The sequence below is a fragment of the Pseudoxanthomonas sp. PXM01 genome, from assembly GCF_014851815.1.
GTDB lineage: Bacteria > Pseudomonadota > Gammaproteobacteria > Xanthomonadales > Xanthomonadaceae > Pseudoxanthomonas_A.
The window spans coordinates 1226190-1249385 of sequence record NZ_JACVAJ010000002.1; the positions used below are offsets into that span (position 1 = coordinate 1226190).

24 protein-coding genes are annotated in these 23196 nt (G+C 67.6%); 11 read left to right on the forward strand and 13 right to left on the reverse strand.

Annotated features, from left to right (window positions below; translation table 11 throughout):
- Positions 1-39: 39 nt before the first annotated feature.
- Entirely contained in the window at positions 40-645 is a 606-nt protein-coding gene (locus IB230_RS15220) for a response regulator transcription factor (RefSeq protein WP_343227347.1), read from the reverse strand.
- Between the two features lie 324 nt (positions 646-969).
- Between IB230_RS15220 and IB230_RS15225 the strand changes: the two genes are divergently transcribed.
- From IB230_RS15225 to IB230_RS15235, 3 genes are all read left to right on the forward strand, one after another.
- Positions 970-1413 (forward strand): helix-turn-helix transcriptional regulator, encoded by a 444-nt coding sequence (locus IB230_RS15225; protein WP_192273637.1) that lies wholly within the window; start codon positions 970-972, stop codon positions 1411-1413.
- A gap of 12 nt (positions 1414-1425) precedes the next feature.
- Complete coding sequence (gene wrbA, locus IB230_RS15230) at positions 1426-2025, forward strand: NAD(P)H:quinone oxidoreductase (RefSeq protein WP_192273638.1); 600 nt, start codon at positions 1426-1428, stop codon at positions 2023-2025.
- Positions 2026-2123: 98 nt separating this feature from the next.
- A complete protein-coding gene (locus tag IB230_RS15235) occupies positions 2124-2276 on the forward strand; it encodes a hypothetical protein (RefSeq protein ID WP_192273639.1) in 153 nt (50 codons plus the stop codon).
- Here IB230_RS15235 and IB230_RS15240 read toward each other — a convergent pair.
- Positions 2258-3154 carry an AraC family transcriptional regulator gene (locus tag IB230_RS15240; RefSeq protein ID WP_192273640.1) on the reverse strand — a complete coding sequence of 299 codons (897 nt, stop codon included), beginning with the start codon at positions 3152-3154 and terminating at the stop codon, positions 2258-2260. The two genes, IB230_RS15235 and IB230_RS15240, sit on opposite strands and share 19 nt — an antisense overlap.
- Before the next feature lie 104 nt (positions 3155-3258).
- Between IB230_RS15240 and IB230_RS15245 the strand changes: the two genes are divergently transcribed.
- Positions 3259-4002 carry an SDR family oxidoreductase gene (locus IB230_RS15245; protein WP_192273641.1) on the forward strand — a complete coding sequence of 248 codons (744 nt, stop codon included), beginning with the start codon at positions 3259-3261 and terminating at the stop codon, positions 4000-4002.
- 20 nt (positions 4003-4022) lie between these two features.
- Here the strand turns inward: IB230_RS15245 and IB230_RS15250 are convergent, their stop codons facing one another.
- The 3 genes from IB230_RS15250 to IB230_RS15260 are packed head-to-tail and all read right to left on the reverse strand — an operon-like array spanning position 4023 to position 7802.
- A complete protein-coding gene (locus IB230_RS15250; protein WP_192273642.1) occupies positions 4023-5021 on the reverse strand; it encodes an ABC transporter ATP-binding protein in 999 nt (332 codons plus the stop codon).
- A complete protein-coding gene (locus tag IB230_RS15255) occupies positions 5018-6679 on the reverse strand; it encodes an iron ABC transporter permease (protein ID WP_192273643.1) in 1662 nt (553 codons plus the stop codon). The genes IB230_RS15250 and IB230_RS15255 overlap by 4 nt, the downstream gene beginning before the upstream one ends.
- Positions 6680-6689: 10 nt before the next feature.
- On the reverse strand, positions 6690-7802 hold the full coding sequence (locus IB230_RS15260) for a Fe(3+) ABC transporter substrate-binding protein (RefSeq protein WP_225589531.1): 1113 nt from the start codon (positions 7800-7802) through the stop codon (positions 6690-6692).
- Positions 7803-8059: 257 nt separating this feature from the next.
- On the opposite strand from IB230_RS15260, the gene IB230_RS15265 reads away from it, so the two are divergent.
- A complete protein-coding gene (locus IB230_RS15265; protein WP_192273644.1) occupies positions 8060-9595 on the forward strand; it encodes a TerC family protein in 1536 nt (511 codons plus the stop codon).
- Between the two features lie 7 nt (positions 9596-9602).
- On the opposite strand, the gene IB230_RS15270 is transcribed toward IB230_RS15265, so the two are convergent.
- The 8 genes from IB230_RS15270 to IB230_RS19950 all read right to left on the reverse strand — a co-directional run bounded on the left by IB230_RS15270 (position 9603) and on the right by IB230_RS19950 (position 16155).
- Positions 9603-10202, reverse strand: a complete 600-nt coding sequence (locus tag IB230_RS15270) for a NapC/NirT family cytochrome c (RefSeq protein WP_305077869.1) — start codon at positions 10200-10202, stop codon at positions 9603-9605.
- A 3-nt stretch (positions 10203-10205) separates the two neighbouring features.
- On the reverse strand, positions 10206-10763 hold the full coding sequence (locus tag IB230_RS15275; RefSeq protein WP_192273645.1) for a nitrate reductase cytochrome c-type subunit: 558 nt from the start codon (positions 10761-10763) through the stop codon (positions 10206-10208).
- A gap of 10 nt (positions 10764-10773) precedes the next feature.
- The gene (napA, locus tag IB230_RS15280) at positions 10774-13266 is read right to left on the reverse strand and encodes a periplasmic nitrate reductase subunit alpha (RefSeq protein WP_225589532.1); all 2493 of its coding nucleotides are present in this window, start codon (positions 13264-13266) and stop codon (positions 10774-10776) included.
- Positions 13250-13579, reverse strand: coding sequence for a chaperone NapD (locus IB230_RS15285; protein WP_192273647.1), 330 nt, complete (start codon positions 13577-13579; stop codon positions 13250-13252). Before IB230_RS15285 ends, napA begins: the two co-directional genes overlap by 17 nt.
- Positions 13576-14088 carry a ferredoxin-type protein NapF gene (napF, locus tag IB230_RS15290; RefSeq protein WP_192273648.1) on the reverse strand — a complete coding sequence of 171 codons (513 nt, stop codon included), beginning with the start codon at positions 14086-14088 and terminating at the stop codon, positions 13576-13578. Before napF ends, IB230_RS15285 begins: the two co-directional genes overlap by 4 nt.
- A gap of 3 nt (positions 14089-14091) precedes the next feature.
- Positions 14092-14262 carry a periplasmic nitrate reductase, NapE protein gene (gene napE / locus IB230_RS15295; protein ID WP_192273649.1) on the reverse strand — a complete coding sequence of 57 codons (171 nt, stop codon included), beginning with the start codon at positions 14260-14262 and terminating at the stop codon, positions 14092-14094.
- Between the two features lie 100 nt (positions 14263-14362).
- On the reverse strand, positions 14363-14911 hold the full coding sequence (locus tag IB230_RS15300) for a molybdenum cofactor guanylyltransferase (RefSeq protein ID WP_192273650.1): 549 nt from the start codon (positions 14909-14911) through the stop codon (positions 14363-14365).
- On the reverse strand, positions 14908-16155 hold the full coding sequence (locus IB230_RS19950; RefSeq protein WP_192273651.1) for a molybdopterin molybdotransferase MoeA: 1248 nt from the start codon (positions 16153-16155) through the stop codon (positions 14908-14910). The genes IB230_RS15300 and IB230_RS19950 overlap by 4 nt, the downstream gene beginning before the upstream one ends.
- 171 nt (positions 16156-16326) lie before the next feature.
- Here IB230_RS19950 and hemN point away from each other — a divergent pair, with 171 nt between their 5' ends.
- From hemN to IB230_RS15335, 6 genes are all read left to right on the forward strand, one after another.
- Positions 16327-17724 carry an oxygen-independent coproporphyrinogen III oxidase gene (hemN, locus tag IB230_RS15310; RefSeq protein ID WP_192273652.1) on the forward strand — a complete coding sequence of 466 codons (1398 nt, stop codon included), beginning with the start codon at positions 16327-16329 and terminating at the stop codon, positions 17722-17724.
- 19 nt (positions 17725-17743) lie between these two features.
- Positions 17744-18499, forward strand: coding sequence for a helix-turn-helix domain-containing protein (locus IB230_RS15315; protein WP_192273653.1), 756 nt, complete (start codon positions 17744-17746; stop codon positions 18497-18499).
- A 208-nt stretch (positions 18500-18707) separates the two neighbouring features.
- Positions 18708-20981, forward strand: coding sequence for a nitric-oxide reductase large subunit (locus IB230_RS15320; protein ID WP_192273654.1), 2274 nt, complete (start codon positions 18708-18710; stop codon positions 20979-20981).
- Positions 20982-21543: 562 nt separating this feature from the next.
- Complete coding sequence (locus IB230_RS15325) at positions 21544-22350, forward strand: AadA family aminoglycoside 3''-O-nucleotidyltransferase (RefSeq protein WP_192273958.1); 807 nt, start codon at positions 21544-21546, stop codon at positions 22348-22350.
- Positions 22351-22388: 38 nt separating this feature from the next.
- Positions 22389-22652: a hypothetical protein gene (locus IB230_RS15330; RefSeq protein ID WP_225589533.1), complete on the forward strand. Its 264-nt coding sequence runs from the start codon at positions 22389-22391 to the stop codon at positions 22650-22652.
- 88 nt (positions 22653-22740) lie between these two features.
- Positions 22741-23175 carry a hypothetical protein gene (locus tag IB230_RS15335; protein WP_192273655.1) on the forward strand — a complete coding sequence of 145 codons (435 nt, stop codon included), beginning with the start codon at positions 22741-22743 and terminating at the stop codon, positions 23173-23175.
- Positions 23176-23196: the final 21 nt, after the last annotated feature.

The window sequence follows — 23196 nt, forward strand, 5'->3', positions numbered from 1 at the left end:
CGTCGCGATTGCACATCCGTGCGCGACGTGGCGCGGCGATCAGAGCTGGATGATGCCGCGCTTGATCGCGATGGTGACGGCGTGCGTGCGGTCGTTGGCACCGAGCTTCGACAGGATGCTCTTCATATGTGCTTTGACCGTCTCTTCCGAGATGCCCAGCGTGCGCGCCACGCGCTTGTTCGCGTTGCCCTCGGCGACCTGGCGCAGCACTTCGACCTCGCGCGCGCTCAACCCGTCGTCGCCCAGGTGTGCGGCCAGGGAATCGGCGATTTCCGGCGGCACCCGACGCCCACCGGCGTGCACCACGCGGATCGTGTCCACCAGTTCCCGGCGCAGCATGCTCTTGAGCAGGTAGCCGTGCGCGCCTGCACGGAGCGCGCGCAGTGCCTGCACGTCCCCCTGGTAGGTCGTCAGCACGACGATCCGTGCCGCAGGGTCGCGCTCGCGGATGGCGCGGATGGCGCTGATGCCATCCATGCCGGGCATCTGCAGGTCCATCAGCACCACGTCCGGGCGCCACCGGCCATACAGTTCCACCGCCTCGGCACCCTCGGTGGCCTCGGCCTGCACGCGCATGTCCGGCTGGGTGCCGAGCACGGCGGCGATACCCTCGCGCAGCAAGGGATGATCGTCCACGACAAGCACCCGGATCGTGCCGTCGGCGGGAGACAGGCTGGCAGGCGGCGGCTGCGACACGGGCGAGGGAGGAAGGCCGGAGTGCGGGCAAAGATAGCGCGTGGCTTCCTTCGGCGCGAGGCATTCCTGAGCCTGTACCGCCCGTCGGAAGGATGTCTGCGTTTCGTTGGCGGGCGAAGCGGACGAACGGCGCACCGGCCTACCCCAATCGAGTGAGGACACCCCTACGCTGACAGGGGTATCAAGGCACATCGACACCGGTGCACCTTGAGCGGCAGGGGACCCCACGGCGCACGGGCCACGTTGCGCCTCCATGCCCAACAAGGCACGACCATGCACGCCTGCCACGACACCCATCCTGCCGTCCAACGCAGTGCGCCGGGCCTCAACGAGCGCGCCTTCCTGCGCGCGGACGCCTTCATCCTGCGCAACCTCGGCAGGAACTTCACGCTCGCGGACGTCGCCTCCGCCGCCTGCATCAGCCGTTTCCATTTCGCCCGCCAGTTCCGCCAGCGCGTGGGCTGCAGTCCGATGGCCTACGTGATGCGGCTGCGACTGGAGCGCGCGAAGGAAATGCTCGCACGCGGCGACCAGCGCATCGCCGACACCGCCGCGGCCCTGGGCTTCTACGACCAGAGCCACTTCACCCGCACGTTCCGGCGCGCCACCGGCGTGTCGCCGCGGGCGTTCTCGCACCAGTGCCGTCACGCCGGCGCCACGGGCACGATCCGCATACTCCGCCTGCCTGACGCTACGCAGGCGCACACGCATCCCTGAGGAGCAACGACGATGGCCAGGATCCTGGTGCTGTACTACTCCGCCTACGGGCACATCGAAACGATGGCGCACGCGATCGCCGAAGGTGCGACCGGCGCGGGCGCGCAGGTCGACATCAAGCGCGTACCGGAACTGGTGCCGGAGGACGTGGCGCGCGCCTCGCACTACAAGCTGGACCAGGCCGCACCGGTCGCCACCATCGCCGAGCTGGCCGATTACGACGCCATCATCGTCGGCACGGGTACGCGCTTCGGCCGCATGAGTTCGCAGATGGCGAACTTCCTGGACCAGGCCGGCGGCCTGTGGGCGCGCGGCGCCCTGCATGGCAAGGTCGGCGCCGCCTTCACGTCCACCGCCACCCAGCATGGCGGCCAGGAAACCACGCTGTTCTCGATCATCACCAACCTGTTGCATTTCGGCATGGTCATCGTCGGCCTGGACTATGGCCACGCAGGACAGATGACGCTGGACGAGATCACCGGCGGCTCGCCGTACGGCGCGAGCACCATCGCCGGCGGCGACGGTTCACGACAGCCGTCGGAGAACGAACTGAAGGGCGCGCGCTACCAGGGCCGTGTCGTCGCGGAGACCGCCATCAAGCTGCACGGCTGAGCCGTTCACGACGTCGCGCCTCATCCCGCGCACGACTGGCCGAACACCGCTGGCTGCGCGTGCGCGACGGCGGCGACCGCAGCGGCTGACTGTTCGGTGTGGACCGCCAGATCAGCAACTACTTCAAGGTCGGCGTGGGCTGCAACTTCACCGACTTCAGCGGCGACCTGACCCAGCTCGACTACGACTACCAGAGCTGGTTCCTCAACGTCGCCGCGATTGCTGAGTCGCGTCAGCGGTCGCTCGCGTAGCGGCTGGGCGGTTGGCCGACGCAGCGGCTGAAGGCGACACTGAAGGTGCTGGTCGAGCCGTAGCCCACGCGCTCGGCCACTTCCGCCACGGTCATGTCGCCCTGCCGCAACAGGTCCTTGGCGATCTCCATGCGCCACGCGAGCAGGTATTCCATCGGCGCCACGCCGACCGCGCGGGAGAATCGTTCAAAGAACGTCGAGCGCGACAGCGCGGCAGCCTCTGCCAACGCCGCCACCGTCCACGGATGCGCGATATCGGCATGAAGGCGCGTCAGCGCCTTCGCTACCCGTTCGTCGCCGAGCCCGCGCAGCAGGCCGGGCGGCGCGTCGACGACACTGGTCCAGCGCATGGCTTCGACCAGCAGCATTTCGACCAGGCGCGACAGCAGGTAGTCGCTGCCGGGCTGCTGCGCGTCGTACTCCTCGCCGACCATCTGCACCAGTTGCATCAGCCGTTGCGATCCGCGCACATGCACGACAGCCGGCAACAGCGAAGCCAGCAGACCCGCCTGTTTCGTGTCGAACAGGAACGCGCCACCGAGCGAGCGCATGTCCGCGGGGCCGTCCTGCTCACCGTGACGCAACTCGCCGCGCCCACCCGGCACGAGGTCGGGATCGATAAAGACCGGCGGCGCCGGCGCGAACCCGGAGAGCGTGAACGGTGGCGTGGTCGGCAGCAACACGAAGTCGCCTGCGCCGAGGGTGATGGCCGCATGCCCGTCCACCGTCAGCAGCGCGCTGCCCTCCAGCACGATGCAGAACCCCGGCAGCCCGTAGTCGGCATAGCGCACGGCCCAGGCGCCCTTGCCGCTGATGACGTTGGCGAACACCGAGCGCGGACGCAGCAGTTGGACGACATCGGAGAGCGGATCACCCATTCCGGACGCTCACTAAAAGAATAACGACGATCTGTCATCGATCATCCGGCGAGGCTCTCGTATCGTGCCTCCCGCGTCAACCCATCCCCGGAGAACGAAACACCATGAAGACCGTCCTGATCACCGGCTGCTCGTCCGGCTACGGCCTGGAAACCGCCCGCCACTTCCTCGCACAGGGCTGGAACGTGATCGCCACCCAGCGCCAGCCTCGCGAAGACCTGCTGCCCGCCTCACCCCGTCTGCGCCTGCTGGCACTGGACGTCACCCGTCCCGACAGCATCGCGCAGGCGATGGCCGCCGCCGGCCCCATCGACGTGCTGGTCAACAACGCCGGCATCGGCCTGTTCGGCGCGTTCGAAGCCACGCCGATGGCGACCGTGCGCGAGGTGTTCGAGACCAACACCTTCGGCACGATGGCGATGTGCCAGGCGGTGATCCCGCAGTTCCGCGAACGCCGCGCCGGCGTGATCGTCAACGTCACCTCCAGTGCCACGCTAGCGCCGTTCCCGCTGGTCGCCGCGTACACCGCGAGCAAGACGGCGGTCGAGGGTTTCACCGCTTCGCTGCGCCATGAACTCGATGCCTTCGACGTGCGCGTCGCACTGGTGGAGCCCGGCTACGGTCCGTCCACGCGGTTCACCGCCAATGGCCAGCAGCGCATGCAGGGCCTCATCCCCGAGCCTTACCAGCCGTTCGCGCACAGCGTCTTCGCCGGGCTCGGCCGCAACACCGCGGTGACGATGGAAACCGATGTCGCCGAAGGCGTGTGGCGTGCGGTCCACGACAGCGACGGACAGCTGCATTTCCCCTCCGGTGCGGACGCGGTCGCGCTGGCGGCGCGGCGCTAGCGCGCAGTGCGAGGGTCGATTTATGCCGGGAAGCGGATCGGTGATGCGTCGCGCCACGCCAGCACCAGCGTACTGCCGAGCGTCGGCGGTGGCGCTACGCCGAGATCCACGTCGATGCCGCTGCCATCCGGCAATTGCACGCGGCCTTCGAAATGCGGGCCGCGGAAGCTCACCGCGGTCAGCACGCCGCGCAGTTGCCCGTCCGGATCCGGACGCAGATCGCCGGGCCGCAGCAGCACCTCACCGTCGCCGGCATCCAGCACGGATGCCGGCACCAGCAGGCCGCGCCCGATGAAGCTGGCGACGTCCCGGTGAGCAGGCTGCCGATAGAGCTGTTCGGGCCGATCCCATTGCAGTAATCGTCCCTGTGCCATCACGCCGACACGATCGGCCATCGCGAACGCTTCTGCCTGATCGTGGGTGACGAGCAGCGAGGTCGTGCCGGCGGCCTTGAGCAATCCGCGCAGCTCAGCGGCCAGGCGCCCTCGCGTCTGCACATCGAGGCTGGAGAACGGCTCATCCAGCAGCAGCAGCGACGGTCGCGGGGCCAAGGCGCGCGCGAGCGCGACGCGCTGCTGCTGCCCGCCGGAGAGTTCATGCGGATACGTGCGCGCCGCGTCCGGCAGGCCGACCAGCTCCAGCATCTCGCGCACGCGCGCATCGCGCTCGACCGCACCCAGCGCCCGCAGACCGAAGCCGACATTGCCCGCGACATCCAGATGCGGGAACAGTGCGTAGTCCTGGAACATCATGCCGATCCGCCGCCGTTCGGGCGGCACCGCATCGCCCGGCGATGCCAGCACGCGCCCATCGAGCACGATGCGACCCGCCTGCACCGGCTCGAAGCCGGCGACCGCGCGCAACGTGGTGGTCTTGCCGCACCCTGATTCACCGAGCAGCGCGCCGATCTCGCCGCGCTGCAGGCGCAGCGACAGACCGTGCACCACCGCACGCCATCCGGCCGGGCCGGGATAACCGACCACCAGATCCTCCGCTACGAGCCAGTCGTTCTGCGTCATGCGACGTGATGCCTCCCCATGCGATGGCCAGCGCGCGCCAGCAGGATCACCGGCAGCAGGCCCGCCAGCACGATCAATAGCGCCGCAATCGCGCCTTCCTCATACGTGCCGCGCGCGGCGTCGGCGTACAGCCACGTCGCCAGCGTATCGAAACCCAGCGGCCGCAGCAGCAGCGTGGCGGGCAGTTCCTTCATGACGTCGATGAACACCAGCAGCGCCGCGGCGGCCAGCGCAGGCCGCAACAGCGGCAGATGCACCTGGCGCAGCGTGGCCGACGAAGTCCTGCCCAGGCTGCGTGCGGCATCGTCCATCGACGTGGGAATGCGCTCGAACCCAGCCTCGAGATTGCCGATGGCGATCGTCAGGAAGCGCAGCGTGTATGCGAGGACCAGGGCCGCCATCGACCCCATCAGCCAGAGTTGCGGCGCGATGCCGAACGTTGACAGCACACGGGAAAGACCGGCGTCGAACATCGCAAACGGCACCAGCAACCCGAGCGCCAGCACCGTGCCCGGCACCGCATAGCCGAGGCTGGCCGCACGCACACTGGCGGTCTCCAGCGCGGGCCTGCGCCGTGCACGCGCAAGCCGCAGCGCCCACACCACGACCAGCGCGGCGATCAGCGCCGCCAGCGTCGCGAGCACCGCCACCGTCAGCGTGTTCCACAGGCTGTCCATCAGCTGCGCCGACACGCCTTCGCGCCGCCAGCGCGCCCATGCGCTGGCGGTCAAGTGACCGAACGGCAGGATGAAGCCCACCAGCACCGGCAGCAGCGTCGCGACGAACGCCGCCAGTGCCTTCACGCCGTGCAGCCGCTCCGGTCGCATCGGTTGCGGCCGGCGTTGCGCGGCATAACGTTGCCGACGCCGGCCATACCGTTCCAGTGCGATCAGCGCCAGCACGATCACCAGCATGCCGAGCGCGATCTGCGCGGCGCCGGCCAGGTCGCTGCGCGAGATCCACGTGGTGTAGATCGACACGGTCAGCGTCTGCACGCCGAGGAATTCCGACGCCCCGATATCGTTGAGCGCTTCGAGTAGCGCCAGCACCATGCCCACCGCGATCGCCGGCCGTGCCAGCGGCAGTGCCACGCGATGGAACAGCGCCGCGGATGGCGTGCCCAACGACCGCGCCGCCTCCAGCAGCGCGCCGGCCTGGGTCATGAACATCGCCCGCGTAGTGAGGTAGACGTACGGATACAGCACGGCCCCGAGCAGCACGATGCAGCCCACCAGCGAGCGCGCATCGGGCAGGCGGAGATCGCGCGGATCGTCGATGCCGAGCAGCGCGCGCAGGGCGCCGTGCAGCGGCCCCAGCGGATGCAGCAGGTCGAGATAGACGTACGCCACGATGTAGGTGGGCACCGCCAGTGGCAGCAGCAGCGCCCACGCCATGGTACGGCGGCCGGGGAACTCGAAGGCGGTGACCAGCCACGCGGTGCCCGTGCCCACGACGCCGACGATCAGGCCCACGCCCGCCAGCACCAGCAGCGTGTTGAGGCCCGCGCGCGGCAGCACGTGTTCGGCCAGGTGTGCCCACTGGCCGACACTGCCGCCCGCGGCCTGCCATGCGAGTGCCAACAGGGGCGCGACCGCGACCAGCCCGATGCCGGTCGCGGTGATCCGCCATCCCGCGGTCAGACCGGGGACCTGCCGCATGCGGCGTGCCTCAGTTGTCGAAGCCCACGCGATCGACCAGTTCGCTGGCCTTCTTGCGCTGCGCGACGACCTGCTGCAGCGGCAGCGGATCGCTGGTCAGTTCACCGAAGCTGGCGACGACCGGATCCAGTTCCACGCCCGCCTTCACCGGGTACTCGTAGTTGGCCTTCGCATACAGGCTCTGCGCCTCGTCCGAAACCAGGTACTCCAGCAGCTTCACCGCGTTGTCGCGGTTCGGCGAGAACTTCGCCACCGAGGCGCCACTGATGTTGACGTGGGTGCCGGTCGGATTGGCCGACGCGAACACCGGACGCACCACCTGGATCGCATCGCCCCACTGGCGCTGCTCGGAGCCTTCGTCGCTGTTCTTCATGCGGCCGACGTAGTACGCATTGGCGATGCCGATGTCGCAGATGCCGCCGAGGATGTCGCGCGCCACTTCGCGGTCGCCGCCGGCGGCCTTGCGCGCCAGGTTGGCCTTCACGCCGCGCAGCCACTGCTCGGTCGCGGGCTCGCCGTTGTGGGCGATCATCGCGGCGATCAGGCTGACGTTGTACGGATGCTGGCCGGAGCGGATGCACACCTTGCCCTTCCATTCCGGCTTGGCGAGGTCTTCGTAGGCGAAGCCGGCCAGCGACAGGTCCTTGCGCGCGTACAGCACGCGGTCGCGCAGCGACAGCGCGAACCACTGGCCATCGGCTGCGCGCAGGTGCGCCGGAATCGCGGCATTGAGTGCCTCGGATTCGACCGGCTGCGTGTGGCCGCCGTCGACCAGCTCGATCAGGTTGCCGCTGTCGACCGTCATCAGCACGTCGGCCGGCGAACGCTCGCCCTCCGCGCGCAGGCGCTCGGGCAGGCCATCCTTCACGAACACCGTGTTGACCTTGGTGCCGGTCTGCGCGGTGAACGCATCGAGCAGCGGTTGTACCAGCGCCGGCTCGCGCGTGGTGTAGAGATTCAGTTCGCCACCGCCCGCGGCAGGTGCCGGCGCGGCCGCAGTGGGTTCACTGGCAGGGGCCTGTGGCTTGCAGGCGGCGAGCAGGACAAGCAGGCCGCCGGCGGCAGCGAGCTTGCAGGTACGCGCCATCAAGGACGCAGGGACACGGTGCGCAACAGGACGCATGGGTTCTCCTAGGTGATTGAGTGGAGCGCTCTGGCGTAGCCGTCTGCGGGCTTGAGCGACGAGGCGATACTACGGGGTGAACAGGCGATGCCGCCACCTTCCTCCCTCGCTCTTTGGTCCTATGCCGCCGCATCGACGCGCAGAAATCGTGCGTCCAGCGCGAAAAACTGAATGGGAATTCAGGTTGGCAGCATCGCGTCGGAGGGAAGAATTTCGCGCATGCGATGATCGACCTTCCTCCGCTACCGCATGACTGTATGGAATGGCTCTCCGACCCGACCATCTGGATGGGTCTGGCTACGCTGGTGGTGCTCGAGATCATCCTCGGCATCGACAACCTCGTCTTCATCGCCATTCTGGCGGACAAGCTCCCTCCCCATCAGCGGGACAAGGCGCGCCTGATCGGTTTGAGCCTGGCGCTGCTGATGCGGCTGGGCCTGCTGGCGACACTCTCATGGATCATGCGGCTGACAGCGCCGCTGTTCTCCGTTTTCGAACACGCCTTCTCCGGTCGCGACCTCATCCTGCTGGTCGGCGGCCTGTTCCTGCTGTTCAAGGCCACCATGGAACTGCACGAGCGCCTGGAAGGCCGTGCGCACGAGGCCGGCGGCAACAAGGTCTACGCGAGCTTCGGCCTGGTGGTCACGCAGATCGTCATCCTCGATGCGGTGTTCTCGCTCGACTCGGTGATCACGGCCGTCGGCATGGTCGACGAACTCGGCGTGATGTTCGCGGCGGTGATCATCGCGATGGTCGTGATGATGATCGCGAGCAAGCCGTTGACCAGCTTCGTCAACCGCCATCCCACGGTGGTCGTGCTGTGCCTGGGCTTCCTGCTGATGATCGGTTTCAGCCTCGTGGCCGAAGGCCTGGGCTTCAAGATCCCGAAGGGCTACCTGTACGCGGCCATCGTGTTCTCGATCCTGATCGAAGCCTTCAACCAGTGGTCGCGCTTCAACCGCGAGAAGCACGCCAAGCGCCTGCCGTTCCGCCAGCGCACCGCCAATGCGGTGCTCACGCTGCTCGGCTCGCGTCCGTCGACCGACGCCGGCAGCGAACCGTCTGGCGAGGAGACGAGGGAAGAGCCCGGCCTGGAAGCCGTCGAGCACGACATGATCCGCAGCGTGCTGACGCTGGCCGACCGCTCCGTGGCCAGCGTCATGACCGTGCGCACCGACATCCAGTGGATCGACGCGCGCAAGGGCGCTGAGCATGCGGCCGAACGCCTGGTGCAGTCGCCGCACACGCGCCTGCTGGTCGGCGATGGCGAACTCGACAACCTGCAGGGCGTGGTGCAGAGCCGTGACCTGCTCGCCGGCCTGCTCGCGGGCCGGCCGATGGTGCTGTCGGAGCATCTGCGCGAACCGCTGACGCTGCCGGAGGGCACGACGGCACTGAAGGCGCTGGAACGGATCAAGGAACACGCGATCCCGCTGGCCGTCGTGGTCGACGAATACGGCAGCATCGAAGGCATCGTCACCGCCAACGACCTGCTCGCCGCCATCGCGGGCGACCTGGCCGATACGCGCGATGCCGACTACGGCGTCGTGCAGGCGGAGGATGGCTGGATCGTCGATGCCTCCATGTCGATGGAGGACATCGAGCGCACGACCGGCGTCGCGCTGGAACGGCATCCGTCGTATGTCAGCCTGTCGGGACTGGTGCTGCACGCACTGGAACGCCTGCCGGCGGCCGGCGATACCGTTCGCACGGGCGCCTGGACCGTGGAAGTGCTGACGCTGGAGCGTCGCCGGGTAGGCAAGGCGAAGCTGCTGCCGGCGGGGCCCGCCTAGCGGAGGCTCATCCCTGCGGCACGCCCGTCATGTCCGGCAGATGATGGGCGACGCCCTTGTGGCAGTCGATGCAGGTCTTCTTGCCGGTGCCGAGCCACAGCTTGTGGACCTGCGCGGCGCGCGACCCCTGCCGGGTCAGGTCCATCGAATCGTAATCGTGGCAGTTGCGGCACTCCAGCGAATCGTTGGCCTTCAGCCGGTTCCATTCGTGCGTGGCCAGGATCAGGCGCTCGTCGAGGAACTTCTCGCGCGTGTTGATCGTGCCGAAGATCTTGCCCCACACTTCCTTGGACGCCTGCATCTTGCGCGCGATCTTGTCGGTCCAGTTGTGGGGCACGTGGCAGTCGGGGCACGTCGCACGCACGCCCGAGCGGTTGCTGTAGTGGATGGTGGTTTTCAGTTCCTCGAACACGTTGTCCTGCATCTCGTGGCAGCTGGTGCAGAACGCCTCGGTGTTGGTGGCTTCCAATGCCGTGTTGAAGCCGCCCCAGAAGATCACGCCCGCCAGGAACCCCGCCACCGTCAGGAAACCCAGGCTGTAATGCCGGCTGGGCAATCGCAACGTACGCCAGAACGCCAGCCCTTCCCGCTTCATCCGTGACCACATGGGCTACTCCTTCGCCGTCGGCGGCGTCGACAGCACGCTGTCGATGTCGCGGAACTGGTTGGCGACCAGCACCGGCGCGTCGGTCTGCACCACGTGGCACTGGTTGCAGAAGTAGCGGCGCGGCGAGATCGTCGCCAGGAACTGGTCGTCGCGGTCCATGTAGTGCGTCACGCTGACCGGCGGCGCCTGGAACGTCGCCGCGTTCGCGCGCGCATGGCACAGCATGCACCGGTTGCTGTTCTTGTCGACCTGGTAGCCGTCGATGGCGTGCGGGATGGTCGGCGGCTGCATCGGATAGGCGCGCGCGCGTTTCAGGTCGGCGTTCTCCACGTGCGCCATCGGTGGCGGATGGCCTTCCTGGTCGATCGGCACGCCGCGGCGTATCGCATCGATCTGACCGGCGCCCGGCACGAACACTGCGCGCGCGTCCACCGGCGTGGAAGCCACCGGCACCGGCGTCTCGTGTTTCGCCGGTCGCCCCACCATCCAGCCCGCCACGAACACCAGTGCCATCAGCGCCACTGTCAGTCCCACCGCGATCCAGAGATGCTTGTTGCGCATGACGAGCCTCCTAGGCGGCGACGACCTTGACGGCGCACTTCTTGTAGTCGGTCTGCTTGGAGATCGGGTCCGTCGCATCCAGCGTGACCTTGTTGATCAACTGTCCCGCGTCGAACCACGGCACGAAGACCACGCCCTTCGGCATGCGGTTGCGCCCGCGCGTTTCCACGCGCGAGCGCATCTCGCCACGCCGGGACGCGACGATGATCTCGTCGCCGCGCTTGAAGCCGCGCGCCTTCGCATCGTCGGGATTCATGAACACCACGGCCGCCGGGAACGCCTTGTACAGCTCCGGCACGCGCATCGTCATCGAGCCGGAATGCCAGTGCTCCAGCACGCGTCCGGTCACCAGCCACAGGTCGAACTCCTCATCCGGCGATTCGGCCGGCGGCTCATACGGCAGTGCCCAGATCACCGCCCTGCCGTCCTTGTTGCCATAGAACTCGAACCCCTTGCCGGCTTTCACGTAGGGATCGGTTCCTTCGCGGTAACGCCAGCGCGTCTCCTTGCCCTCGACGACCGGCCAACGCAGTCCGCGCGCCTTGTGGTAGTCGTCGAACGGGGCCAGGTCGTGGCCATGGCCGCGGCCGAACGCCGCGTACTCCTCGAACAGGCCCTTCTGCACGTAGAACCCGAACACCGCGGATTCGTCGTTCGCGTATCCGGCTTCGATCTCCGTGGTCGGAAACCGGTCCACGTTGCCGTTCCGGTACAGCACGTCGAACAGCGTCTTGCCCTTGTACTGCGGGTTGGCCGCCAGCAGTTCGGCCGGCCAGCATTCGTCGGTGGTGAAGCGCTTGGAGAATTCCATCAGCTGCCACAGGTCCGAGCGCGCCTCGCCCGGCGCCTTCACCAGCTGGTGCCAGAACTGCGTACGACGCTCGGCATTGCCGTAGGCGCCCTCCTTCTCGACCCACATCGCCGCCGGCAGGATCAAGTCGGCCGCCTGTGCGGTCACCGTGGGATAGGCGTCGGAAACGACGATGAAGTTGTCGGGATTGCGGTAGCCGGGCCAGGTTTCCTCGCGCAGGTTCGCCGCCGCCTGCATGTTGTTGTTGACCATCACCCAGTACGCGTTGAGCTTGCCGTCCTTCAGCGCGCGGTTCTGCTCGACGGCGTGGTAACCGACCTTCGGATTGATGGTGCCGGGCGGCAGCTTCCAGATCTCTTCGGCGTGCTTCCGATGTTCGGGATTGGTCACCACCATGTCGGCCGGCAGGCGATGGCTGAACGTGCCCACCTCGCGCGCCGTGCCGCAGGCCGAGGGCTGGCCGGTCAGCGAGAACGGGCTGTTGCCCGGCGTGGCGATCTTCCCGGTCAGCAGGTGGATGTTGTAGACCATATTGTTGGCCCACGTACCGCGCGTGTGCTGGTTGAAGCCCATGGTCCAGAACGACATCACCTTGACCTTCGGATCGGCGTACAGCGCGGCCAGTTGCTCCAGCCAGCCGCGTTCCACGCCGGTCATCTCGACGGCCTTCTCCAGCGTGTACGGCGCGACGAACGCGGCGAAGTCCTCGAAGCTGATCGGTTGGCCGCCGTTGGGATCCTTCGCGTTCTTCGCCTTGACCTCCAGCGGATGCTCCGGCCGAAGGCCATAGCCGATGTCGTCGTTGCCGCGCTTGAACGTGGTGTGCTTGCCGACGAAGTCCTGGTTCACCTTGCCGCTGCGGATGATGTGGTTGGCGATGTAGTTGAGGATCACCAGGTCGGTCTGCGGCTTGAACACGATCGGGACATCGGCCAGCTCGAAGCTGCGGTGCTCGAACGTCGACATCACCACGACCTTGACGTGCGGATGCGACAGCCGGCGGTCGGTCACCCGCGTCCACAGGATCGGATGCATCTCCGCCATGTTCGAGCCCCACAGCACGAACGCATCGGCGGCCTCGATGTCGTCGTAGCAGCCCATCGGTTCGTCCATGCCGAAGGTGCGCATGAAGCCGGTCACCGCCGACGCCATGCAATGGCGGGCATTCGGATCGATGTGGTTGCTGCGGAAGCCCGCCTTCATCAGCTTGTTGGCGGCGTAGCCCTCGAAGATCGTCCACTGGCCGGAGCCGAACATGCCGATGGCATCGCCGCCCTTGTCCTTCAGCACGCGCTTGAACTGCGCGGCCATCACGTCGAAGGCCTCGTCCCACTCCACCGTGGTGAAGTCGCCGTCCTTCGCATACACGCCGCTCTTCTTGCGCAGCAACGGTTTCGCCAGCCGGTCGGCGCCGTACAGGATCTTCGACAGGAAGTAGCCCTTCACGCAGTTGATGCCGCGGTTGACCTCGGCATGCACGTCGCCGTGGGTGGCGACCACGCGCCCGTCCTTGACCGCGACGTTCACGCCGCAGCCGGTGCCGCAGTAGCGGCACGGTGCCTTGTCCCACTTCAGCGCGGTCAGGTCGCCTTCGGTGACGACGTTGCTGCCGCTGCCGGTCAACGGCAGGCCGGCCGCCGCAGCCGCCGTGGCCAGCGCGCTGTGGCGGATGAAGTCACGGCGTGTGCTCATGGGCATCTCCGGTCGCCGACACGATGGACAGGGAAGGAAGCGGCTCGTCGAGCGCATGCGCCGGTTCGGCGTGGTGGTAGACCAGCAGCACGTTCAGCACGCCGGGTACGGCCTGCAGCTGGTCCACGCGCTCCATCACCGCATGGCGGTCGGCGGACTCGCAGATCACCACGCTGCGCGTTTCACCGCGCAGTGCGAGATCGAGGTCGTCGTGCGCATCGATCATCGCGGCAAGTGCCCGTGCCGCACTGTCGCGGTGCTGGATGACGAAGCTGGCGATGTGGACATCGGCATCGGGGCGTTGGCGCGTCATGCGATGGCCTCCATGGCCGGCGAGTGATGCAGGGAAAGGGCGTCGACGGGACAGGGGGCCACGCAGGCGCCGCAGCCCGTGCAGGCATCGACATCGATCACCGCGGCGCCGCGCGCCGCGGGCGGTACGCGGATCGCGGAAGCGGGACAGACATCGCGGCAGCTGGCGCAGACCACACCGTGAGCGGAGAGGCAGGTGTCCGCGACCCGGGCGGACAGCGTCCAGGGTGGATCGAGGGCCGGCAGGAAGGCGTCGCTGCCGCATGCGGCCGCGCAGTCGCCGCAGAAGGTGCATTCGCCGGCCTGCGCATCGAAGCGCGGAACACCATCGGCGTCGCGCACGAGGACCTGCGGCGGACAGGCGCGCACGCAGGCATCGCAGCGGGTACAGGCGGCGGAGAAATCGGGGTCAGACCTCGCCCACGGCGGTCGCAGGACGACGGCGTGCGGGACGGGCGCGGCGTAGCCGAACAGCAGGGCACGACGTGAGAGGGAGCGTGCGCTGTCCATCGCTCACGGCCGTGTCGGCGGACCGGCGAACAGCAGTTGCCACATCCAGACGAGGAAGCCGTACCCCGCCACGATCAGCACCGCCATTAACGGGAAGATGACGGCCGTCAGCAGCAGGAACGCGGTGCGCTCCTGCTTCTTGCTCGCAACGACCGTTCCTTCGCTCTGCTCCATGATGCCTACCTTGCGGGTGGGTACTGGGTGCGACGATGCTGCGACCGCAGGCTATCACATTCATGCAGCAGGTCATGCCCGGCCATCGGCGGGCGGGGTTTCAGGCCAGCGCCTGCAATGCGGCCCAGTCTTCCGGTGTGTTGCAGTTGCGCAGCGCGCGTTGCCAGGGCGCAGCAGACAGGTGCTCCGCATGCAGCGACTGCTGCAATGCGCGCAACGAGCACTCGCGTCCCGAGCGACCGCCGATATCGGCCATCACCGTGCGCACCCGATCGTCGATCCGCAGCACCATCGGCAGCATGTGGTCTTCCACGCAGGCGCAGACGGACCTCGTCGCCAGCAACGCGTCGATCAGGCCGCATGAAAGCAGCGGCATGTCCACCGGCACGATCAGCCAGGTGCCGTCCTCCAGCCGCGGCCCGAGCTGGGCCAGCGCGCCCATGGGACCGGCGCCGGGGAACACATCCGGCACGGCATCGATACCGGGCCAGTGCCCGCTGACGATCACGCGGTCCGCCCCCGCTGCGCGCAGCACGTCGTGCATGCGGGTGAGCAGCGTGCCGTCACCCCACGGCAGCATCGCCTTGTCGGTGCCCATGCGTGAGGAGCGGCCGCCCGCCAGCAAGACCGCACGCCAGTCCCGTGTCATGCCGGCATCCATGACGGTGCCCGCAGATGGCCAAGGCCGTGCACCTGCACGAGCGCTCCTGCTTCGACGCGCGCGGTGTCTTCCGGCAACGTGATCCACACCGACGACTGCGAGAACGGCAGCAGGCGGAACGACGCCTGCGCGTCGGCGACGCAGGCCTGCAACCGGCCTTCACCCCTGCAGCGCAGCGTGCCGTGGAACGCGGCGTACAGTCCGGCACGCTTGTCGCAGGCGGCGGCCAGCGGCAGGCAGCGCACCGGTTCGGGCGGCATGCCGAGCCATGCACGCAGCAGCGATTCGACCAGGAAGCGGAAACCCACCGCCGTCGACAGCGGGTTGCCCGGCAACCCGACGAACATCGCGCCTTCGCGCAGGCGCGCTGCCAGCACCGGTTTTCCGGGTCGCATGGCCACGCCATGGAACAGCCGTTCGGCGCCACGCGCACCGAGCGCATCGGGCACGAAGTCGTAGCAGCCTTTCGACACTGCCCCCGTGCTGAGCACCAGGTCGATGCCGTAGGACAGCGCCGCGTCGATGGCGGCCTGGAAGCCCACTACGTCGTCACCGACGTGCGTGATCCGGATCATCTCCGCCCCTGCGGCGGCGACCGCCGCGGCGAGGTACGGCGATGTCGCATCATGGATGCCGCCCGCCGGCAACGGCGTGCCCGCCGCGACGACTTCACGGCCGGTCGCCAGCAGCGCCACGCGTGGACGCCGCGCGACCTCGACGCGGTCGATGCCGGTGCCCGCGAGCAGCATCAGCTGCGCCGTGTCGATGAATGTCCCGGCTTCCAGCACCCGCTGGCCCGGCAGCACGTCCTCGCCGCGTCGCCGGATGTTCGCGCCCGGCAACGCATCGGCCAGCAGGCGCACGCGTGGTGCGTGGTCATGTCCGTGCGGCGACAGCCGATCGATGCGTTCCACCGGCACGACGGTGTCGGCGCGCGCGGGCAGCGGCGCGCCCGTCATGATGTCCCACGCGGATGCGTCATCCTGCGGTGGCGGCTCGCCGGCGCCGATGCGCGCGGCGATCTCCCACTCGCTGCCGGCCCGCACGGCCCGGCCCGTCGAGGCCAGTGCCACGCCATCCATCGCCGCGTTGTCGAACGGCGGCAGCGCGAGCGTCGCCACGGCATCGCCGGCGAGCACGCGACCGACCGCATCGGCCAGCGCGACCTGCTGCACGGCCAGGCGACCCGCGCCGTCCGTCAGTCTCGCCACCGCCTCGTGGTAACCGATCACTGCGTCTCCCTGTCCCCGTGCTCCGTGGCGACGACCAGCCTAGTGCGGGGCCCGGCGCTTGCCAATCCTGGCCGTCCGCGCCGCTTCACGACGCTGAAGCCTGCGGCGGCGTGCCGCACCAGATTGACCCATGTCAAGGACAGCGCGGCGCGACCTGCCTAGGCTGCTCCCATGGCCAGCCTGTCCTCCCTCTTCGACCCCGACCTGCTGCGGCGCTACGACACGCCGGGGCCGCGCTACACCTCGTATCCCACCGCACCGCAGTTCTCGCCCGGTTTCCAGGAAGCCGACCTGCGCGAGATGGCGGTAGTCAGCAACGGCGACCCGATCCCGCGACCGCTGTCGCTGTACCTGCACATCCCGTTCTGCACCAGCCCGTGCTTCTACTGCGGCTGCAACCGCATCATCACCCGCGACACCGCACGCGGCGCGTCCTACCTCACCCGTCTGTACCGCGAAGTGGCGATGAGCTCGGCGCTGTTCGACCGCGATCGCGACGTGGAACAGGTGCATTTCGGCGGCGGCACGCCGAACTTCCTGTCGCCGGCACAGATCGCCGAGGCGATGGACGTGTTGCGCCGGCACTACTCGTTCGCGCCGGCGTCACGGCTGGACTGCTCGATCGAACTGGATCCGCGCTTCGTCACCCCGGACGACATCGGCGAACTCGCCGCCGCCGGCTTCAATCGCGCCAGTCTTGGCGTGCAGGATTTCGATCCCGAGGTGCAGCGCGCGGTGAACCGCATCCAGAGCGTCGAGCAGACGCTGGCGATCATCGACGCCTGCCGTACGCACGGCCTGCAGTCGGTCAACGTCGACCTGATCTACGGCCTGCCGAAGCAGACCCTGGCCGGTTTCTCGCGCACGCTCGATATCACGCTGCAGGCACGTCCGGACCGGCTGGCGATCTACAGCTACGCGCACATGCCGACGATGTTCCGTCCGCAGCAGCGCATCAACGCCGACGATCTGCCGGCGCCGGAAGACAAGCTGGGCCTGCTGCAGTGCGCGATCGACAAGCTGGGCGAGGCCGGCTACGTCTACATCGGCATGGACCACTTCGCCCTGCCCGGCGACAGTCTGGCCATCGCGCAGCAGCGCGGCGGCCTGCATCGCAACTTCATGGGCTACACGACGCATGCCGAAAGCGATCTGGTCGGCCTGGGCGTCAGCGCGATCAGCCACATCGGCCCCAGCTTCAGCCAGAACCCGCGCGACCTCGGCAGCTGGGAACAGGCGATCGACCAGGGCCGCCTGCCTGTCTGGCGCGGCATGCGGCTGGAAGAAGACGACGTGATCCGCGCCGACGTCATCCAGCAACTGATGTGCCACGGCACGCTGGATTACCGCGATCTCGGCCGCCGCCACGTGATCGATTTCACGAAGTACTTCGCCGAGGCGCTGCAACGCCTGCGCCCGCTGCAGGACGACGGCCTGGTGCAGCTGGCCGCCGACGGCCTGCGGGCGACCTCGCGGGGACGACTGCTGTTGCGTATCATCGCGATGTGCTTCGACCGCTACCTGCCCATCACCGCAGCCTCGACGCCTCGCTTCTCGCGCACGGTCTGATCCTCCCGGGAGTGTCCGCATGACCTCGCCGCTGGTCTTTCCGCGCACCGACGCGAGCATCGTCGCCGACGACGGCGATTCGCTGACGTTCTGTTCCACCTGCGCGTTCTCGCAGGCCTGCCTCTCCGAGGGCATGGACAAGCGCGCGCTGATGGACCTGCACGTACTGGTCGAACACGTCGGCCCGCTGCGGGCGGGCGAACACGTGTTCCGCGAGGGCGATCCGTTCGGCGCCATCGCCGCGGTACGCGCCGGCACGGTGAAGACCTACCAGATCGATCGCAACGGGCACGAGCAGGTACTCGGTTTCCACCTGCCCGGCGAAGTGATCGGCCTCAACGCGATCCACGGCGACCGCTATCCGTGCAACGCCATCGCGCTGGATACGGTGATGCTGTGCCGGTTCTCGTTCCCCAAGATCGCGATGCTCGCCACGCGCCTGCCCAACCTGCAGCAGCACCTGTTCAAGCTGATGAGCCACGACATCGGCGTGGCCTCGCTGTTCGCGCGCGACAACACCGCCGACGAACGCATGGCGGCGTTCCTGATCGGCCTGTCGCGGCGGCTGGCCGCGCGCGGCTTCTCGCCGCGCCGCTTCCAGCTGACCATGGCGCGCACCGACATCGCCAACTACCTGCGCCAGGCACCGGAGACCGTCAGCCGCGTGCTGCGCCGCTTCGAAAAGGACGGCCTGCTGCACATCAAGCAGCGCGACGTCGAGATCCTCGACCTGCCCCGCCTGGAAGCCCTCGCGCTGACCGTGCTGCGGGATTGAGCGTGATGCCCCCTGTAGGAGCGACGTAAGTCGCGACCGCACGGCCCGACTGCCGACCTGCCCCACGAATACCGGAAAGGCTCCGGTCGCGACTTACGTCGCTCCTACGGAAAGCGACTCCAGCGATTCCACCCCGGCTTGACCTGCGTCATGGAGGCCCCCGGCCGGCGCGCCGATGATGCGGCCGTTCCTCCAGGAGAGCCGCATCATGAATTCGACACGCAAGTTGTGGGTGGGGTTGGCGGCCCTGCTCATTGCGTCGTTCGCCGTCCTGCTCTGGGTCGGCAGCGAAGTCCACCGCCAGGCGCCACCCATGCCGGAGCAGGTCGTCGCCGACGACGGCACGGTGGTCTATACCCGCAAGGACATCGAAACCGGTCGCCAGGTCTGGCAGTCCATCGGTGGCCAGCAGCTGGGCTCCATCTGGGGACACGGCGGCTACGTCGCGCCCGACTGGGGTGCCGACTGGCTGCATCGCGAAGCCGAGGCCGTGCTGGACCTGTGGGCCAAGCGCGAGGGCGGCGTCGACAGCTACAAGCAGCTGGACGAAGCCACCCAGGCCGCCTACGCCAAGCGGGTACAGGAGCTGCTGCGCCCCAACACCTACGATGAAGCGACCCGCACCGTGCACGTCAGCAACGATCGTGCCCTTGCGATCGCGCAGGTGGCGTCGCACTACACCGCACTGTTCAGCGATGAACCCGGCACCGCCGAGCTGCGCGAAGCCTATGCCATGCGCAACAACACGGTGCCCGATGCCGAACACCGCCGCCAGCTGACCGCGTTCTACTGGTGGGCGGCGTGGTCGTCGGTGACCGAGCGTCCGGGCGCGGAGATCAGCTATACGGCCAACTGGCCGGCGGACGAGCTGGTCGGCAACACGCCGCCGCCGAGCGCGTTCCTGTGGACGGTCTTCAGCGTGCTGTTCCTGATCCTGGGCGTCGCCCTGCTCGGCTGGCACTACGCGGTCAACCACGGCGACGAGATGGCGCCGGTGCTGCCGAAGACCGATCCGCTGGCGAAGATCAAGATCACCCCGTCGATGCGCGCCACCGCCAAGTACTTCTGGGTGGTCATCGCGCTGTTCGTCGTGCAGATCCTGCTGGGCGCGATCACCGCGCACTACCAGGTCGAAGGCCAGGAGGCCTACGGCTTCGCCCTGGCCGACATCCTGCCGTACTCGCTGACGCGCACCTGGCATACGCAACTGGCGGTGCTGTGGATCGCGACCGCGTGGCTGGGCATGGGCCTGTACATCGGCCCGGCGATCTCCGGACATGAGCCGAAGTTCCAGCGACTGGGCGTCAATTTCCTGTGGACGTGCCTGCTGATCATCGTGGTCGGCGCATTCACCGGCCAGTGGTTCGCGGTGATGCAGAAGCTCGGGCTGGAGCACAACTTCTGGTTCGGCCACCAGGGCTGGGAGTACGTCGACCTCGGCCGCTTCTGGCAGTGGTTCCTGTTCATCGGACTGACCGTGTGGCTGGTGCTGGTGGGCCGTGCGTTGTGGCCGGCGATCCGTCATGGCGGCGAGTCGCGCAGCATCGTCAGCCTGCTGTTCCTGTCCACCGTGGCCATCGGCCTGTTCTACGCCGCCGGCCTGATGTGGGGCGAGCACACGCACCTGTCGATGGTCGAATACTGGCGCTGGTGGGTCGTGCACCTGTGGGTGGAAGGCTTCTTCGAAGTCTTCGCGGTGGCGGTGATCGCCTTCCTGTTCACCCGCCTGGGCCTGCTGCAGACGAAGACCGCGACCGTCGCCGTGCTGTTCGCCACCATCGTGTTCATGGCCGGTGGCGTGCTGGGCACGCTGCACCACCTGTACTTCACCGGCACGCCGACGGCGGTGATCGCCATCGGCGCGAGTTTCTCCGCACTGGAAGTGGTGCCGCTGGCCTACGTGGGCTTCGAGGCATACCACAGCTGGAAGATGGGCAAGGCCACGCCGTGGATGCAGAGGTACCGGTGGCCGATCATGTTCTTCATCGCGGTGGCGTTCTGGAACCTGGTGGGCGCGGGCCTGTTCGGTTTCCTGATCAACCCGCCGCTGCCGCTGTACTACATGCAGGGCCTGAACCTGACCCCGAACCACGGCCACACGGCGCTGTTCGGCGTGTACGGCATGCTCGGCATCGGCCTGATGCTGTTCTGCCTGCGCGGCCTGAAGCCGGACGTGGTGTGGAACGAGAAGCTGCTGAAGACATCGTTCTGGTCGCTCAACATCGGCCTGGCCGGCATGTCGCTGCTGACGCTGTTGCCGCTGGGCATCCTGCAGCTCAACGCGGCGCTGGAGCACGGCTACTGGTATGCGCGCTCGGCCGAGTTCATGCAGCAGCCGATCGTCGACATGCTGGTATGGATGCGCGTCCCGGCCGACACGCTCTTCAGCGTGGGTGCGCTGGCGCTGGTGTGGTTCGTGGTCAGCCTGTGGCTGGCCCCGCGCCGCGAGCCCTTGCCCGTCGCGCAACCGAACGAAGCCTGACCCTGGAACCGGCCTCTCCGGATGGGGAGGCCGGGCCACCTGCTGCGGGTTGCAGCAAGAGAGCCGCGACAGCGGCTCTCTTTTTTTTGTTGTCGCTGTGAGGCCGCGTCGCCGGGGCGTGGGGATCTTCCTTAGGCGAGCATCCTGACCGGCGCTCCCGGCTGCCCAGCAAGTAACATCGTTCCCTCGCGGCGACAGCGCCGCACAGGGTAAACACATGATCTTTGCCGCTGCGACCGACGAGAAGGGCTTGATGATCTTCAGCAGTGAGCGAGAGGCCATCGCTTACTGCGAAGGCGTCGATGTCGAAGATGGTATGTGGCGGTTCTGGGATGGCAACGGCGCAGCCCTTTCGGCCCAGGTCGTCGTTGCCAACCATCGCACAGGGATTTTCGTCGGCAGTGGCACGTACGGCTTGAGGCCCGCCCCCGACCTTCCCGCATTGATCCACTCGCTGCCGTACATCTCTTATCTGGAAGCCAATCCATACTTCGCCACGCTCGCAGAGGTACAGGTTCATCTGGCATCCGTCGATGCCTGCGAAGTCGGATGCGAAGGGCGCATGCTTTCTCCCTGCCCCACAGGACCCGCTGAAATTTCGTCCCAACTGACGGACGCGCTCAGGGTCATCCAGCGCCATCTCGGGTCGACGTTGCAGTCAGTCCATCTGTACGGCTCCGCGCTCGACGGCGGCCTGAAGCCGCTCAGCGATATCGATCTGCTGGTCACGACGTTGGCACGCATCGATGACGCCACACGACGGGCACTGCTATCCGATCTTCTGCGGGTATCTGCGCCTCCCGGCCAGAGCGAAACGCTCCGCGCACTGGAGGCCACCGTCGTCGTGCACGACGACATCGTCCCGTGGCGCTATCCGGCCAGGCGCGAGTTGCAGTTCGGCGAATGGCAACGCGCGGACATCCTTGCAGGCGTATTCGAGCCTGCGATGAACGATCACGATCTCGCTATCCTGTTGACCAAGGCCAGGTTGCACAGCATCGCCCTGCGCGGCCCATCCGCCGATGCTTGCTTCGATCCGGTTCCGGAGAGCGACCTGTCCAGGGCGCTGACCGACACGCTGGCGCAATGGAACATGCCAGCCGACTGGGAGGGCGACGAACGGAACGTGGTGCTTGCCCTGGCCCGCATCTGGTACACCGCGTCGACGGGCAGCATCGCGTCGAAGGAACGCGCGGCCGACTGGGCGATCGAGCGCCTGCCCGTGCAGCACAGGCCCCTCCTATCCGAAGCCCGAGATGCCTACCTCGGTGAAAGGGAGGATCGCCTCACGACACAGGCTGATCAGATGGAGGCGTTCGTGCAGTTCGTGAAACAGGAAGCGATGTCCTGCCTGGCGGCCCGGCGATGATGCGTCCCCGGCTCAGCCGTACCGGACTGGCGTTAGGCTTGGCGTACCTTGCGCTCGTCGGCCTGTGCGTCTGGGCATCCGTGGATGCGGGTGCAGCAGGCGACCAGAAAGGTGCGTTCGTCTTTCTGCAACTTCCCCTTTCGCCGCAGCTCGCTGCGCTCGATGGGCTCGGACTGGGCCCCGTGCTGGCCGGCATGTCATGGCCGGCAGGCTACCTGTTCGTCGGTGTCCCGACGCTCGGTCTGCTGTATCGGCTCGGCTGGTTGCTGGGCCGTGCCGCGAAGGCCGTGCGCAGGGCTTAGGATGGGTGCACGTCCGCGCGCGGCGCCCTCCTGGCCCGTCTGGAATATCCCCTTGCGCTCCCGAGCCACGAAGGCAGACGTCCACGCCATGAAGATCTACATCACCCCGACGCCACGCGAGCGACGGCTCGCACTAGGCAAGGCGCTCCTTCCGCCGCTCGGCGGCGCCGCCACCTTCCTGACGGCGCGTCTTTACGATCGACACGCGGCCGACTTGCCGTTCCACGAACAGCTCCCCTGGATGTGGACCGTCGTCGTGATGGTTACGACGGTGCTGGCGACTTTCGCCTATCTGTCCGGTCGGAGCGCCTTCAGGATATGGCGGTCCGGACAGTACCCCGCGCCCGGCACGCCGGTACTCTTCCGCACGCGCGTGCATACGGGATGGTGGGCGCGCACGAACGCCATCGCCTACGCGATGATTTCGCTCCTTTTTGCCGTCTTCCTGGCAGCATTCCTCAACATGCTTGTTTTTCCCTACGCAGGGCTGTTCGACCTCGGACAACGGGGCTGTGAGCCCTGATCACCCGGGACCATTCCTACC

What these genes read in the sequence shown, in the direction of transcription:
- IB230_RS15225 (WP_192273637.1), top strand. Translation starts at nt 970, where the DNA reads ATGCACGCCTGCCACGACACCCATCCTGCCGTCCAACGCAGTGCGCCG.
- wrbA (WP_192273638.1), top strand. Translation starts at nt 1,426, where the DNA reads ATGGCCAGGATCCTGGTGCTGTACTACTCCGCCTACGGGCACATCGAA.
- IB230_RS15240 (WP_192273640.1), bottom strand. Translation starts at nt 3,154, where the DNA reads ATGGGTGATCCGCTCTCCGATGTCGTCCAACTGCTGCGTCCGCGCTCG.
- IB230_RS15245 (WP_192273641.1), top strand. Translation starts at nt 3,259, where the DNA reads ATGAAGACCGTCCTGATCACCGGCTGCTCGTCCGGCTACGGCCTGGAA.
- IB230_RS15250 (WP_192273642.1), bottom strand. Translation starts at nt 5,021, where the DNA reads ATGACGCAGAACGACTGGCTCGTAGCGGAGGATCTGGTGGTCGGTTAT.
- IB230_RS15255 (WP_192273643.1), bottom strand. Translation starts at nt 6,679, where the DNA reads ATGCGGCAGGTCCCCGGTCTGACCGCGGGATGGCGGATCACCGCGACC.
- IB230_RS15260 (WP_225589531.1), bottom strand. Translation starts at nt 7,802, where the DNA reads ATGCGTCCTGTTGCGCACCGTGTCCCTGCGTCCTTGATGGCGCGTACC.
- IB230_RS15265 (WP_192273644.1), top strand. Translation starts at nt 8,060, where the DNA reads ATGGAATGGCTCTCCGACCCGACCATCTGGATGGGTCTGGCTACGCTG.
- IB230_RS15270 (WP_305077869.1), bottom strand. Translation starts at nt 10,202, where the DNA reads ATGTGGTCACGGATGAAGCGGGAAGGGCTGGCGTTCTGGCGTACGTTG.
- IB230_RS15275 (WP_192273645.1), bottom strand. Translation starts at nt 10,763, where the DNA reads ATGCGCAACAAGCATCTCTGGATCGCGGTGGGACTGACAGTGGCGCTG.
- napA (WP_225589532.1), bottom strand. Translation starts at nt 13,266, where the DNA reads ATGAGCACACGCCGTGACTTCATCCGCCACAGCGCGCTGGCCACGGCG.
- IB230_RS15285 (WP_192273647.1), bottom strand. Translation starts at nt 13,579, where the DNA reads ATGACGCGCCAACGCCCCGATGCCGATGTCCACATCGCCAGCTTCGTC.
- napF (WP_192273648.1), bottom strand. Translation starts at nt 14,088, where the DNA reads ATGGACAGCGCACGCTCCCTCTCACGTCGTGCCCTGCTGTTCGGCTAC.
- napE (WP_192273649.1), bottom strand. Translation starts at nt 14,262, where the DNA reads ATGGAGCAGAGCGAAGGAACGGTCGTTGCGAGCAAGAAGCAGGAGCGC.
- IB230_RS15300 (WP_192273650.1), bottom strand. Translation starts at nt 14,911, where the DNA reads ATGACACGGGACTGGCGTGCGGTCTTGCTGGCGGGCGGCCGCTCCTCA.
- hemN (WP_192273652.1), top strand. Translation starts at nt 16,327, where the DNA reads ATGGCCAGCCTGTCCTCCCTCTTCGACCCCGACCTGCTGCGGCGCTAC.
- IB230_RS15315 (WP_192273653.1), top strand. Translation starts at nt 17,744, where the DNA reads ATGACCTCGCCGCTGGTCTTTCCGCGCACCGACGCGAGCATCGTCGCC.
- IB230_RS15320 (WP_192273654.1), top strand. Translation starts at nt 18,708, where the DNA reads ATGAATTCGACACGCAAGTTGTGGGTGGGGTTGGCGGCCCTGCTCATT.
- IB230_RS15325 (WP_192273958.1), top strand. Translation starts at nt 21,544, where the DNA reads ATGCTTTCTCCCTGCCCCACAGGACCCGCTGAAATTTCGTCCCAACTG.
- IB230_RS15335 (WP_192273655.1), top strand. Translation starts at nt 22,741, where the DNA reads ATGAAGATCTACATCACCCCGACGCCACGCGAGCGACGGCTCGCACTA.